12 protein-coding genes and 1 other RNA gene are annotated in these 13,641 nt (G+C 71.5%); 5 read left to right on the plus strand and 8 right to left on the minus strand.

Annotated elements, in window-relative coordinates; genetic code table 11:
- The 3 genes from AAG689_RS00375 to AAG689_RS00385 all read left to right on the plus strand — a co-directional run bounded on the left by AAG689_RS00375 (window position 1) and on the right by AAG689_RS00385 (window position 3,528).
- Window positions 1-933 carry an electron transfer flavoprotein subunit alpha/FixB family protein gene (locus AAG689_RS00375; RefSeq protein ID WP_406622580.1) on the plus strand — a complete coding sequence of 311 codons (933 nt, stop codon included), beginning with the start codon at window positions 1-3 and terminating at the stop codon, window positions 931-933.
- Window positions 934-1,016: 83 nt separating this feature from the next.
- A complete protein-coding gene (locus AAG689_RS00380; protein ID WP_406624314.1) occupies window positions 1,017-2,537 on the plus strand; it encodes a class I adenylate-forming enzyme family protein in 1,521 nt (506 codons plus the stop codon).
- 31 nt (window positions 2,538-2,568) lie between these two features.
- Entirely contained in the window at window positions 2,569-3,528 is a 960-nt protein-coding gene (locus AAG689_RS00385; protein WP_406624315.1) for a tripartite tricarboxylate transporter substrate binding protein, read from the plus strand.
- Between the two features lies 1 nt (window position 3,529).
- Here AAG689_RS00385 and AAG689_RS00390 read toward each other — a convergent pair whose 3' ends face one another.
- The 6 genes from AAG689_RS00390 to cysK all read right to left on the minus strand — a co-directional run bounded on the left by AAG689_RS00390 (window position 3,530) and on the right by cysK (window position 10,411).
- Entirely contained in the window at window positions 3,530-5,302 is a 1,773-nt protein-coding gene (locus AAG689_RS00390) for an NAD(P)/FAD-dependent oxidoreductase (RefSeq protein WP_406624316.1), read from the minus strand.
- Window positions 5,303-5,335: 33 nt separating this feature from the next.
- Complete coding sequence (locus AAG689_RS00395) at window positions 5,336-6,367, minus strand: molecular chaperone DnaJ (RefSeq protein ID WP_406624317.1); 1,032 nt, start codon at window positions 6,365-6,367, stop codon at window positions 5,336-5,338.
- Window positions 6,368-6,432: 65 nt separating this feature from the next.
- Window positions 6,433-7,407, minus strand: a complete 975-nt coding sequence (locus tag AAG689_RS00400) for a lysylphosphatidylglycerol synthase domain-containing protein (RefSeq protein WP_406624318.1) — start codon at window positions 7,405-7,407, stop codon at window positions 6,433-6,435.
- 7 nt (window positions 7,408-7,414) lie between these two features.
- A complete protein-coding gene (gene clsB, locus AAG689_RS00405; RefSeq protein ID WP_406624319.1) occupies window positions 7,415-8,623 on the minus strand; it encodes a cardiolipin synthase ClsB in 1,209 nt (402 codons plus the stop codon).
- Window positions 8,620-9,387 (minus strand): endonuclease/exonuclease/phosphatase family protein, encoded by a 768-nt coding sequence (locus AAG689_RS00410; RefSeq protein ID WP_406624320.1) that lies wholly within the window; start codon window positions 9,385-9,387, stop codon window positions 8,620-8,622. Before AAG689_RS00410 ends, clsB begins: the two co-directional genes overlap by 4 nt.
- A gap of 106 nt (window positions 9,388-9,493) precedes the next feature.
- Window positions 9,494-10,411 (minus strand): cysteine synthase A, encoded by a 918-nt coding sequence (gene cysK, locus AAG689_RS00415; protein ID WP_406624321.1) that lies wholly within the window; start codon window positions 10,409-10,411, stop codon window positions 9,494-9,496.
- Between the two features lie 179 nt (window positions 10,412-10,590).
- On the opposite strand from cysK, the gene AAG689_RS00420 reads away from it, so the two are divergent.
- On the plus strand, window positions 10,591-10,761 hold the full coding sequence (locus AAG689_RS00420) for a hypothetical protein (protein ID WP_200405938.1): 171 nt from the start codon (window positions 10,591-10,593) through the stop codon (window positions 10,759-10,761).
- A 23-nt stretch (window positions 10,762-10,784) separates the two neighbouring features.
- An RNA gene (gene rnpB / locus AAG689_RS00425) (RNase P RNA component class A) lies at window positions 10,785-11,125 on the plus strand.
- A gap of 55 nt (window positions 11,126-11,180) precedes the next feature.
- On the opposite strand, the gene AAG689_RS00430 is transcribed toward rnpB, so the two are convergent.
- Together AAG689_RS00430 and AAG689_RS00435 are read right to left on the minus strand one after the other, a co-directional pair.
- Window positions 11,181-12,299 carry a M48 family metallopeptidase gene (locus AAG689_RS00430; RefSeq protein WP_406624322.1) on the minus strand — a complete coding sequence of 373 codons (1,119 nt, stop codon included), beginning with the start codon at window positions 12,297-12,299 and terminating at the stop codon, window positions 11,181-11,183.
- Entirely contained in the window at window positions 12,296-13,555 is a 1,260-nt protein-coding gene (locus tag AAG689_RS00435) for a YjgN family protein (RefSeq protein ID WP_406624323.1), read from the minus strand. The genes AAG689_RS00430 and AAG689_RS00435 overlap by 4 nt, the downstream gene beginning before the upstream one ends.
- Window positions 13,556-13,641 lie beyond the last annotated feature (86 nt).

Consider the following 13,641-nt stretch of genomic DNA (forward strand, 5'->3'; position numbering starts at 1 on the left):
ATGCCCGTACTCGTCATCGCAGAACACGACAACGCCTCCATCAAGAGCGCCACCCTCAACACCGTCACCGCCGCGCAGGCCTGCGGCGGCGACGTGCACGTGCTCGTCGCCGGAGAAAACGCGGGCGCCGCAGCAGACGCCGCCTCCAAAATAGCCGGCGTCGCCAAAGTCATCCACGCCGACGGCGCCAGCCTCAAGGACGGCCTCGCCGAAAACATCGCCGCGCAGGTGCTGCAGATCGCCGGCAACTACAGCCACATCCTGTTCCCCGCCACCGCCAGCGGCAAGAACGCCGCCCCGCGCGTGGCCGCCAAGCTCGACGTGGCGCAAATCAGCGACATCACCAAGGTCGACAGCCCCGACACCTTCGAGCGCCCCATCTACGCGGGCAACGCCATCGCCACCGTGCAAAGCGCAGACAGCGTCAAGGTCATCACCGTGCGCACCACGGGCTTCGACGCCGCCGCCGCCACGGGAGGCAGCGCCGCCGTCGAAACCGCAGCCGCTGCGGCAGACAGCGGCAAGAGCGCCTTCGTCGGGCGCGAAGTCACCAAGAGCGACCGGCCCGAGCTGACCGCCGCCAAGATCATCGTCTCGGGCGGGCGGGCGCTGGGCAGCAGCGAGAAATTCCAGGAAGTGCTCACGCCGCTGGCCGACAAGCTGGGCGCGGCCATCGGGGCCAGCCGCGCGGCGGTGGACGCGGGCTACGCGCCCAACGACCTGCAGGTGGGCCAGACGGGCAAGATCGTGGCGCCGCAGCTGTACGTCGCGCTGGGCATCTCGGGGGCCATCCAGCACCTGGCCGGCATGAAGGACTCCAAGGTGATCGTGGCGATCAACAAGGACCCGGAGGCGCCGATCTTCAGTGTGGCCGACTACGGGCTGGAGGCGGACCTGTTCGCGGCCGTGCCGGAACTGGTGCAGGCGCTCTGACCGGCGGGTTTGCAAAGAAAAATGCTCGAGGGTCTTATGGATAAAGCGTAAGCAGCTATCTTTTTTGATGAATGGACCACGCAATGACCGCCGACCTATTCACCCCCGATGCCCCGTTCCGCACGCTGCCCGGGCTGATCGCCCTGCACGCGCGCCACCAGCCCGGCCACCCCGCACTGCGTGACGAGCAGCAGGTGCTGAGCTACGCGCAGCTCGACGCCCTCATGGACCGCGTGGCCGCCGCGCTGCAGCGCGATGGCGTGCAGCCGGGCGAGGCCATCGCCATCTGCGCGCTGAGCTCGGTGCGCTATGCCGCGCTGTTCCTGGGCGTGCTGCGCGCAGGCGCGGTGGCGGCGCCGCTGGCGCCCTCGTCCACGCCCGAGAGCCTGCGCGGCATGCTGCGCGATGCCGATGCGCGGCTGCTGTTCGTGGACGGCACTGCCCCCACCGCCGAGGGCGCGCCGCGCACCATCGCGCTGGACGGGCCCGCGTTCGATGCATGGCTCGCACCCGAAGGCACGGTGCCCGCGCCCGTGGAGATCGGGCCCGAGGCGCCCTTCAACCTCATCTATTCCTCGGGCACCACCGGGGTTCCGAAGGGCATCGTGCAGCCGCACGGCATGCGCTGGACGCACATGCGCCGCGTGCCGGTCTACGACTACGGCCCGCACGGCACCACGCTGCTGGCTACGCCGCTCTACTCCAACACAACGCTGGTCGTGTTCCTGCCCACGCTGGCGGGCGGCGGCTGCGTGCTGCTGATGGCCAAGTTCGACGCGCTGCGCTACCTGCAGCTCGCGCAGCAGTACCGCGTGACGCACACCATGCTGGTGCCGGTGCAGTACCAGCGCATCATGGCGCTGCCTCAGTTCGGCGATTTCGACCTCTCGGCGTTCCGCTTCAAGTTCTGCACCAGCGCGCCGTTCAGTGCCGCGCTGAAGGCCGACGTGCTCGCGCGCTGGCCCGGCACGCTGACCGAGTTCTATGGCATGACCGAGGGCGGCGGCACCTGCATCCTCGACGCGCACCTGCACCCGGACAAGCTGCACACCGTGGGCCGGCCTGCCGAGGGCCACGACATCCGCCTGATCGACGAGGAGGGCCGCGAGGTGCCGCCCGGCGAGGCGGGCGAGGTTGTGGGCCACTCGCCCGGCATGATGACCGGCTACCACAACCAGCCCGACAAGACGCGCGAGGCCGAGTGGTTCGACGCCTCGGGCAAGCGCTTCATCCGCACCGGCGACGTGGGCCGGTTCGATGCCGACGGCTTCCTCACCCTCATCGACCGCCGCAAGGACATGGTCATCAGCGGCGGCTTCAACATCTACCCGAGCGACCTGGAGGCGCAACTGCGCCAGCACCCGGCCGTGGCCGACGCGGCCGTGGTCGGCGTGCCCTCCGTGCAGTGGGGCGAGACGCCCGTGGCCTTCGTCGTGCCGCATGCCGGGCATGCCGCCACGCCCGCCGAGGTCCTGGAATGGTTCAACCAGCGCGCGGGCAAAACCCAGCGGCTGGCGGACCTGCGCTTTGTCGGCGAGCTGCCGCGCAGCCCCATCGGCAAGGTGCTCAAGCGCGACCTGCGCGACGGCTACGCCGCCCGCTGACCCCGTTCATTCAACCCAAGGAGACAACACCATGCAACGCCGCTTCATCACCACCGCGCTCGCCTGCGCCGCCGCATTCGCCGCCACGGGCGCCCACGCCCAGGCCGACTTTCCGAGCCAGCCCATCACCCTCATCGTGCCCTACGCGCCCGGCGGCACCACCGACGTGATGGGCCGTGCGCTGGCCCAGGGCATGTCCAAGCATCTCAAGCAGACCGTGATCGTGGACAACAAGCCCGGCGCGGGCGGCACGCTGGGCGTGGTGGAGATGCTGCGCACCAAGCCCGACGGCTACCGCCTGACCCTGGTGCCGGTGAGCGTGTTCCGCCAGCCCTACGTGCAGAAGACGCAGTACGACCCGGTGAAGGACCTGACCTACATCGCCTCGTTCTCGGCCTACGACTTCATCCTCGGCGTGGCCGCCGATTCGCCGTTCAAGACCGTGAAGGACGTGGTGGAGCACGCCAAGAGCCACCCAGGCGGCGTGGACTACGGCACGCCCGGCAAGTTCACCGGCAACCAGGTCGCCATGGCGCTGCTGGGCAAGGCGGCTGGCGTGCAGTTCACGCACGTGCCGTTCAAGGGCGATTCCGAGGCCACCAACGCGCTGCTCGGCGGCCACGTGAAGACCATGGTCAGCACCAACGGCATCCGCAACTTCATGGAGTCGGGCAAGGTGCGCGCGCTGGCCATCGCCGCCGAAACGCGCCCGCCGGCCTTCGCCGGCGTGCCCACGTTCCGCGAGGCGGGCTACGACGTGGTCGTGCCCTCGCCCCTGGGCATCGCCGGCCCCAAGGGCATGCCGCAGGCCGTGGTGCACAAGCTCGACGCGGCGGTGAAGGCCGCACTGGAGGACCCGGATATGAAGCGCATCATCGAGAACGCCGGCGTGCGCACCGACTACCGCGACAGCGCGGCCTACGCCGAATTCGCACGCAAGACCTTCGCCGAGGAAAAGACCATCGTCGAGTCGCTCGGCCTGAATGACTGAGTCACGCCGCGCCGCCGGAGCCGCGCGTGCCCGATGAGGGCAGCGGCAGCCCGAGGAGGGCACAGGCCACGGCCTCGCCGACCTTGATGCCGTCCACGCCCGCCGAGAGGATGCCGCCCGCGTAGCCCGCGCCCTCGCCCGCGGGGTACAGGCCGGGGGTGTTCAGGCTCTGGAAGTCCTCGCCCCGGCCGATGCGCAGCGGGGACGAGGTGCGCGTCTCCACACCGGTCATCACCGCATCGGGCATGTCGTAGCCGTGGATCTTGCGGCCGAAGGCGGGCAGGGCCTCGCGCATGGCGGCGGTGGCGAAGGCGGGCAGGGCGTCGTCCAGGCTGACCAGCGTCACGCCGGGCTTGTACGAGGGCTCCACGTCCCCCAGCGCCGTGGAGGCGCGGCGCGCGAGGAAGTCGCCCACACGCTGCGCGGGCGCGTTGTAGTTGCCGCCGCCGAGCTGGTAGGCGCACGATTCGAGCTGGCGCTGCAGCACGATGCCCGCGAGCGGGTGCACGGCGTCCGGCGCCAAGACTTCCACGCCGTGCGTGGCGCCGAGCAGCGCCTCGAACGCGGCGGGATCGCGCGGGTAGTCCAGCGGCTCCACGCCCACCACCATGCCCGCATTGGCGTTGCGCTCGGCGCGCGAATACTGGCTCATGCCATTGGTCACCACGCGCCCGGGCTCGCTGGTGGCGGCCACCACGGTGCCGCCAGGGCACATGCAGAAGCTGTAGACGGTGCGCCCGCCACTCGCGTGGTGCACCAGCTTGTAGTCGGCCGCGCCGAGCAGCGGGTGGCCGGCATGCTTGCCCCAGCGCGCGCGGTCGATCACGCTCTGCGGGTGCTCGATGCGCACGCCGACCGAGAAGGGCTTGGCCTCCATGGCCACGCCGTGCGCGTGCAGCATGGCGAAGCTGTCGCGCGCGCTGTGGCCCAGGGCCATGACCACGTGGTCGGCACGCAGCTCCTCGGTAGCGCCGGTGGCGAGGTCGTGCACGCGCAGGCCGCGCACATGGCGTTGTCCGGGGCGGCCTTCGAGCACCACGTCGCTCACGTGCTGCTCGAAGCGCACCTCGCCGCCCAGCGCGATGATCTGCGCGCGCAGCGATTCCACCACCTTCACCAGCTTGAAGGTGCCGATGTGCGGGTGCGCGGCGTAGAGGATCTCGGGCGGCGCGCCCGCGTCCACGAACTCCTGCATCACCTTGCGGCCCAGGTGGCGCGGGTCCTTGATCTGGCTGTAGAGCTTGCCGTCGCTGAACGTGCCCGCGCCGCCCTCGCCGAACTGCACGTTCGATTGGGGGTTGAGTTCGCACCTGCGCCACAGGCCCCAGGTGTCCTGCGTGCGCTCGCGCACGGGCTTGCCGCGCTCCAGCACGATGGGGCGAAAGCCCATCTGTGCCAGCACCAGCGCCGCGAAGATGCCGCAGGGCCCGAAGCCCACGACCACGGGGCGCAGGGCCGCCCCGGCGGGTGCACGGCCCACGGGGCGCCAGGCCATGTCGGGCGTGGGCTGCACGTGCGGGTGGCCGGCGTGGCGGGCGAGCAGCGCGTCTTCATCGGCCACCTGCACGTCGACGATGTAGACGGCCAGCAGGTCGGCCTTGCGCGCGTCGAAGCTGCGCTTGTGCACGTGCAGGCTGGCGATGGCGCCTTCCTCCACGCCGAGCTGCTGTGCCGCGAGCGTGCGCAGCGCTTCCTCAGGCGGGTATTCGGTGTGGTTCTCGGGGTGGTAGCGCAGCGCCGCGAGGGGCAGCTTGAGTTCGGAGAGGCGGATCATGGCTTGTGGCGATCAAGCAAAAGAGGGTGGCGATTATGCGGCGCGCGCGTGGCGCAGCCAGTGCCGCAGCGCGTCGGGTTCCTCGCGCAACGCGCGCAACTGCAGCCGCAGGTGCTGGATGTCTTCCTGCAGGTCGCGCACCTGTGCGCGCAGATGGCCCATGAGCTTGGCGGGCTTGCTGGCGGCACCTGGCTCCAGCCCGTAGTCGGCGCAGAACGCCTCCTGCGCGGCGCGGGTCTGCCGCTGCAGTTCGGCGAGCTGGTCGGCCAGCAGGCGGTTGTAGGGCGCGAGGCGGGCGTCGCTGAAGGCGGCGATGCGCGCGGGGTCGATCTGGTCGGCTTCGAGCTGCAACTGCAGCAGGCCGGTCAGGTCGCCGGCCGCGTAGGCGAGGTTGACGCGCTGCATGAGCGCGGTCTTGCGCGTGCGCTCGGCGGGGTCGCTCTCGCGGTCGGGGTGCAGGGTGCTGGCGAGGCGGCGGTAGATCTCGCGCAGCGGCTGGGCGGCCTCGCGCGCGGCAGCCTGGGCCTGGCGTTCGCGCGCGCCGGGCTTGCGCGCGCGGCGCGCGGCGTGGTGGGTGGCGCGCGCCTGCTCGGCCTGGGCCTGGGCGGCGTGCATCTGCGCCTCGACGCGGCGCAGCACTTCCTCGGGCGAATCCGGGTCGGCGGTGTCCGGTGCCGCTTCGTCGGCATTGGCGTAGCGGTCGTGCAGCGCCTGCATCGCTGCGCGCAGGGCTTCGTCGCGCACGCCGGCGGCCAGGCGGGCGGCGAGGCGGGCGATGGCCTCGCCCAGCGCGGCGCGGTCGGCCTTCGACAGGCCCTTGCGGCCGGCCTCGGCGTCCAGCACCTGCGCCAGCTCGCAATAGAGCGCGTGGTAGGTGGCCAGCAGCGGCTCCACGTCGCGCGCATACCGCGCATGGAAGGCGGCGGTGGCCTCGTTCCAGGCGGCCAGCAGTTCCTGCTGGGCGGCGATGCGGCGCAGGTGCTCGTTGAACTGCGCCTGCTGCGCACTCAGCGGCGCGGCATGGGTGGGCGTGGCGATGGGAAGGACGGAATGGCGTGGCGGCATGCGGGCATTGTGGCCTCCGCATTCGCTGCATCGCTATCTATTCAATAGCTGCTTGCGCTTGTGCATCAAGCGCTGGAGGCCGATTTGGCTTGTATTTTCCCACGCCACTCCCAGGCCAGCAGCGCCACGCCCGCGACCGCGAGCGGCGCGAAGTAGTAGAGCGCCCGGTAGGCCAGCACGACGGCCAGCGCCTGGCTGGCGGGCATCCAGGGGTTCAGCACGGCGGTGCCCACGGCCTCGATCACGCCCAGCCCGGCGGGGATGCGCGAGAGCAGCCCCGCCACCGCGCCCAGCAGCACGGCGGCCAGCGCCGCGGCGTAGGGCGCCTGGCCGCTCGCCAGCGCCCACAGCGCGCCGCCCATCAGCGCCCAGTTGACGCACGACAGCAGCATCTGCAGCAGCGCCACCCGCGCGCGCGGCAGCGGTAGTTCATGCCCGCGCACGGCCAGCGGCCGCCCGCCGCGCCAGGCGCACAGCGCCAGGTACAGCGCGGCGACGGCGGCCAGCACGGCGCCCAGCAGGCGCATGCGGTGCGGGCCGATTTCCCAGCCCGGCGGCAGCGGCGGCGCCCAGGCCCAGAACACGGCGCAGGCCAGCACGCAGTAGCCCAGCCAGTTGGTGATGATGGACAGCACGATGACCTGCCCGATCTGCCCCGGCTGCAGCCCCTGGCGCGAGTACAGCCGCCAACGCACGGACACGCCGCCGATGATGGAGCCCAAATTGAGCGCGAACGGATAGGCCGTGAGCGTGACGCCCATGGTGCGCGCCACGCCCAGGCCATGGCGCAGCACGTGGCGGCCGAACAGGTCGAAGCAGCCATAGGCCAGGTGGCTCGCCCAGGCCAGCAGCGCGCCCAGCGCCAGCGTGCCCGGCGGGAGCGCGCGCAAGGCCTGCCACACGCCGGGCCAGTCCACCTGCCGCGCCTGGCGCAGCAGCAGCCATACCACCAGCGCAATCAGTGCGGCCGTGAAGGCGCCCGCCAGCCAGGGCCAGGCGCCGCGGCTGCGGCGCTGTGGCGGAGCGGTGTGTGCGTGCATGGGAGGATCAGGCCGCCGGCTTGTGCAGCCCGTCGGCCTCCACGATTTCGATCACGGGTGCATGGCGCGGCAGCCAGCCGGCCCAGGCGGGGAACCAGCGCATCAGGTGGTAGACGCAGTAGCCGCGCAGCAGGCGCAGGCCCTCCCAGCGCGTGCGCGGCGCGGGCTCCACCTGCTTGCAGCTCTCGCGCATCAGGCGCGACAGGCGCTCGTGCAGCGTGGCGTTGAAGCGCGCGTCGCGGATGACGACGTTGGCCTCCAGGTTCAGCGACAGGCTCAGGGGGTCGAGGTTGCTGGAGCCCACGGTGGCCCATTCGCCGTCCACCAGCGCCACCTTGCCGTGCAGCGGGCGTTCGCAGTATTCGTGGATGCGCACGCCCGCGCGCTGCAGGTGGTCGTAGAGCAGGCCGGCGGCGGTCTTCACGATCGGCATGTCGGGCTGGCCCTGCAGGATCAGCGCCACCTGCACGCCCCGGCGCGCGGCGCGGCGCATCTCGCGCACCAGCCGGTAGCCGGGGAAGAAGTAGGCGTTGGCGATCACCACGCGCTCGCGCGCGGCGCGCAGGGCGATGCGGTAGTGGCGCTCGATGTCGGTGGTGTGGTGGCGGTTGTCGCGCGTGACGAAGAGGGCGCCCGCCTCGCCCGCCGGCGGCGGCACGGGTGGGGCGGCGCGCAGCCGCTGGCGCAGCTCGGCGCGCGGCAGCACGGCGGCCTGCACGAAGCGGTGCATGTGCGCGACGATGGGGCCGCGCACCTCCACGGCGTAGTCCTGCTTGGCCTCGGGGCCGAAGTCGGCCACGTGGTCGGCCGAGTAGTTGATGCCGCCGATGAAGCCCAGCTCCCCGTCCACCACGACGATCTTGCGGTGCATGCGCCGTAGCAGGTTCAGCCGCTGGCCGAACAGGCGCCGCCCCGGGTCGAACACGCGAAAGCGCACGCCGGCCTGCACCAGGCTGGCCACGAAGTCCTCGGGCAGGTCGGGCGAGCCGAAGCCGTCCACCAGCACGTGCACCTGCGCGCCGCCCTGGGCGGCCTGCAGCAGCGCGGCGTGCAGGCCGCGGCCGATCTTGTCGTCGAACAGGATGAAGGTTTCCACGAACACCTCGCGGCGCGCACCGGCGATGGCCTCGAACACGCACGGGAAGTACTCCTCGCCGTTCTCCAGCAGGCGGAACTGGTTGCCGCCCACCCAGCGGGCCGATGGCCGGGGCTTCACAGCGCGATCTCCGCGGCCAGCGGCGCGTGGTCCGACAGCCGGTTCCAGGGCCGGCGCGGCAACGCCAGCGGGGTGTGCACGGACACGCCGCGCACGTAGATGCGGTCCAGCGCCAGCAGCGGCATGGGCGCGGGGAAGGTGCGCACCGCGCGGCCGCTGGCGTGCACGAAGACCTCGTGCAGCCCGGCCTCGCGCCGCAGCACCTCGTGCGCGCGGCCGCGCCAGTCGTTGAAGTCGCCCGCGAGGATCACGGGCTCGGCCTCGGGCAGCCCGCGCGTCAGCGCGCCCACGCGGCGCAGCTGCTGCTGGCGGTGCGCCTCCTGCAGCCCCAGGTGCACGCAGATGGCGTGCACCGGCGTGGCATGGCCCGGCGGTTGCAGTGTGCAGTGCAGCATGCCGCGGCGCTCGGGGCCGCTCACGGAAATATCGTGGTTCTCGAAACGTGCGATGGGGAACTTGGACAGCACCGCGTTGCCATGGTGGCCGTTGTCGTAGACCGCGTTGCGGCCGTAGGCGTACTGCTGCCAGATCGAGTCGGCCAGGAACTCGTAGTGCGGCTCCTGCGGGAAGTTGGCCACGCGGCCCGCGTGGCGCTGGTGGGTGCCCAGCACCTCCTGCAGGAACACCACGTCGGCCGACACCTCGCGCACCGCGTCGCGCAGCTCGTGCAGCATGAAGCGGCGGTTGAAGGAGGTGAAGCCCTTGTGCACGTTCACGGTGAGCACCTTGAACGCGAGGGGACTGGAAGGGTGTGGCGCGGTCATCGTCCCGATTGTTCCGGGCGCGCCCCGCACGGGCCTGTAGGACGGCTGGCTGAAGGCGTGCCTGTGCCTGCCGCAAAAAAGAAAAGGCCCTTGCGGGCCTTGGGGGTCAGGTCGGCAGGAAGCCTTCGACCGACAGGTAGCGCTCGCCCGTGTCGTAGTTGAAGCCCAGCACGCGGCTGCCCGCCGGCAGTTCGGGCAGCTTCTGCGCGATGGCCGCCAGCGTGGCGCCCGAGGAGATGCCCACGAGCAGGCCTTCCTCGCGCGCGGCGCGGCGCGCGTATTCGCGCGCGGGCTCGGCGTCGACCTGGATCACGCCGTCGAGCAGGCTGGTGTCCAGGTTCTTCGGGATGAAGCCCGCGCCGATGCCCTGGATGGGGTGGGGCGCCGGCTGGCCGCCGGAGATCACGGGCGAGGCCACGGGCTCCACGGCGAACACCTTGAGCTGCGGGAACTGGGCCTTGAGCACGCGGCCCACGCCGGTGAGGTGGCCGCCCGTGCCCACGCCGGTGATGAGCACGTCGAGCCCCTCGGGGAAGTCGGCCAGGATCTCGCGCGCGGTGGTGCGCGCGTGCACGTCGACGTTGGCGGGGTTCTCGAACTGCTGCGGGATCCAGGCGCCGGGCGTCTGCGCGGCCAGCTCCTGGGCGCGGGCGATGGCGCCCTTCATGCCCTTTTCCTTGGGCGTGAGGTCGAAGCTGGCGCCGTAGGCCAGCATGAGGCGGCGGCGCTCGATGCTCATGCTGTCGGGCATCACCAGCACCAGCTTGTAGCCCTTGACGGCGGCCACGAGCGCCAGGCCCACGCCGGTGTTGCCGCTGGTCGGCTCGATGATGGTGCCGCCGGGCTGGAGCTGGCCGGAGCGCTCGGCCTCCTCGACCATGGCCAGCGCGATGCGGTCCTTGATGGAGCCGCCGGGGTTGGAGCGCTCGGACTTGACCCACACCTGCGCGGCCGGGCCGAACAGGCGGTTGATGCGCACGTGGGGCGTGTTGCCAATCGTATGCAGGATGTTGTCAGCTTTCATCGGACCTCCGAGGGTTGTGGTGGCGGGAATGCGGCGCATTGTGGCCCACCTCTTCGACGCCGGGGCTATATCGATATGGCCCGATCCGCTTGATGCGCATCAAGGACCGCGCGCGCGGCCGCTGCGCCCGGGCCCCGCGCGCGGGACAATGGCCGCAGACAGACCACGGAGGCGAAGCGATGACCCTGCTGCACACCACCATGCTCATGCTGGGCGCGAGCTGCGCGCTGATGCTCGTCGGCTTTTCCGCGCGCGAGTCGCGCTGGGGCCCGGCGCTGATGATGCTGGGCATCGTGGGCGCGCTGCTGCTCATCGCCTACAACATCTACGAGATGTCGTCGGTGCACTGACCTGGTGGGATAATCGCCCCCGTGAAGCCCGCCAGACCGCCGCTGGTGCGATCTGGGAAACCAGGCACTGGAGGAACGTCCGGACTGCACAGGGCAGCGTAGCAGCTAACGGCTGTCCACCGCGAGGTGAGGATCAGAGCAACAGAGACGAGTCCCGGGGGAGTGCCTGCGAAGGCAAACCACCGGGGGTGAAACGGGCAATCTCTACGCGCAGCAACACCAAGTAGGCACACGTTGACGGGGCCCCCGGAGTGTGCGGGTAGGTGGCATCGAGCCGGGTGGGCGACCCCCGGCCCAGAGTAATGGCGGTCACGCCGCGGGCAACCGCGGTGCACAGAATCCGGCTTATCGGCGGGCTTCACACTTTTCAAATCAAAAAGGGCTGTAGCGCTTGCCAGTCAAGCGCGAGCAGCTCTTTTTCAGGAGCAATGCGGCGCATGCCCGGCGCGCAGCTCGCGGGCGCGGGCGGCGGTGTCGGGGTGGCTGGAGAGCAGCGACCACAGGCCGTCCTCCTCCTGCGGCGCCTGCGCGGGGCCGTCCTGGCCCTTGCGGCGCGCCGCACCGTCCTGGGCGATGGCCAGCAGCAGGTCGGCCATGGGCGCGGTGGGCAGGCCGGCTGCGCGCATCAGCGCGAGCGCGTGGCAGTCGGCCTCGCGCTCGTGGTTGCGGCGGTAGGCCAGGCCGGTGAGCAGCGAGCCGCCGGTGGACAGCAGCCCCGACACGTCGCCCAGCGCCAGCCCCAGCCCGATGTTGAGCACGCCTTGCTCCACCACCATGCGCGTGGTGTGGCGGTGCGCCACGTGGCCGATCTCGTGCGCCAGCACGCCGGCGATGGCGTCGTCGCCCAGGCGGTGCGCGCGCGCGGCTTCGACCAGCGCGTCGGTGACCACCACGGTGCCGCCGGGCAGCGCGAAGGCGTTGGCGCCCAGGCCGGAGCGGAACTGCAGTGCGTAGCGCGGCGCATAGCCGGCGTAGCGCCCGGCGCCGGCCTGTGCCGCCAGCGCGTCGAAGCGCGCGCGCAGCTCGGCCTGGCGCTCGGGGGCGAGCTTGCTGGGCTTGAGCGTGCCATCGTCCATCTGGTGCAGCACCTGCTGCGACAGCGCCGTCTCCCAGGCCAGCGGCACGTGGCGCGTGAGCTGGGTGGCCAGCCAGGGCGTGCCGTGCCGGTAGAACAGGAACAGGCCCGCCGCCGCCAGCACCAGCACGGCGGCGAAGACGGGCCAGCGCGTCTGCATGCGCTGCGCTAGGCCGGGCCGGTGGCCCGCGGCGGAGAGCATCGCCTGCCAGGCGGCGGGTTCGTCGATCTCCAGGCTGCCGCCGTCGCCCAGGTCCACCACCAGCCGGGGCGGCGGGCGGCGCGGGTTCCACTCCTCGGGCCACTCCACCGCGCCGTGGGCGAAGCGGCGCGGCGGCTGGCCCGGCGCATGCAGCGCGAGTTGCGGACCGCCGGGCGCGGGCTCCAGCACGACGAGGACGGTGCGGGCCTGGCTGCTGGCGCCATCGAACCAGCGTGCACGCAGGGGCGTGGGGGGCGTCATCCGATCAGGTCGAGGCCGGCCGCGTCGGCCAGCGCGTCGCCGATGCCGCCGGGCTGCTGGCGCCCGAGGCGGCCGGCCACCTGGTCCACGCCGCCCTTGACGTACAGCGTGACGGATTCGAGCTTCATGCGGTATTCGCTCACCATGGCGAATGGCCGGAAGAAGCCCAGTGTGACGAGCGTGAGCAGCATGTTGCGCAGCCGCAGCAGGATGTAGGCGCCCACGCGCAGCTGGCACTTGAAGCGGGCGATGCGGCTCACGCCGATGTGGCTCCAGGTGAGGCGAAACAGCGCCGCCTCGCGGTAGGCGCGCGCGGGCGCGGTGGCCAGCAGCAGCACGAACAGCATTGCCGCGATGCCCGCGAGGATGAGCAGGAACAGCCCCAGGCCCATGCCGCCGCCCTGGCCCAGCGCCTTGAACAGCGCCCACGAGCCGCGCAGCAGCCCCGCGGCCACGGCGGCCAGCACCGCCACGGAGGCGATGAACACCCCCAGCGTGGCCAGCCAGAGCTTGACGAAGTCCAGGTACACCGGCTTCCAGCGCCCGGGCTCATCGCCGATGCGCGAGCGCAGCACCAGCAGGCTGCGGTAGTTGAACTCCAGGCGGATGACGCACAGCACCGACAGCAGCAGCCCCAGCGCGATCAGCCCCCACATGGGCGCGGTGATGGTGGGCAGCTTGCGGCCCGTGTCCTCGTCCAGCGCAGCGGGCGGCGCCAGCGTCTGCAGGCCCCAGGCCACGGCCAGCCAGACCAGGGCCAGCGCGAACACGGGCCAGCTGGCGGTGTACACCTCGCGCCAGTTCGCGGTGAAGGCCAGGCGCAGGCCGCGCCAGCGCGTGTTGGCCAGGCGAAAGCGCATGGCGCTGCCCCAGATCAGCGGCGCGAGCGCCGCGCCGCCCAGGATGAACAGGCCCACGGCCACGTCCTGCCCGGTGTTGGAGGCGATGTTGTAGGCCAGCGTGAGCAGCGCCACCACCAGGAAGCCCACCACCATGCGCCGCTGCTGGGCGGTGAACTCCAGCGGGCTGCCCGCCACCAGCGTGTGGCCGTAGAAATACTGCGCCGTGCGCCGCCGCGCCCAGGGCGTGTAGAAGCCCAGCGTGACGATGGACAGCAGCACGTTCACGATCCACACGCGGAAGTATTCGCCGCCGCTGCCGGTGAAGCGCAGCCGGTGCGGCTCGATGTCCTGCGACTCGAACGACGAGCGCATGCCCGTGCGCCCGCCCGTGTCGGACAAGGTCTGTGCGTCCATGTTTCCCCTCTCTCCCTGTGTGTGGTGGCGCGCAGTGTAGCCGCGCGCGGTGCATCAGAGGAAAAAGAGGCTCCAGCGCCCGCCCA

This window comes from Acidovorax sp. SDU_ACID1, from assembly GCF_045291395.1.
In the GTDB taxonomy this organism is placed as follows: domain Bacteria; phylum Pseudomonadota; class Gammaproteobacteria; order Burkholderiales; family Burkholderiaceae_C; genus MR-S7.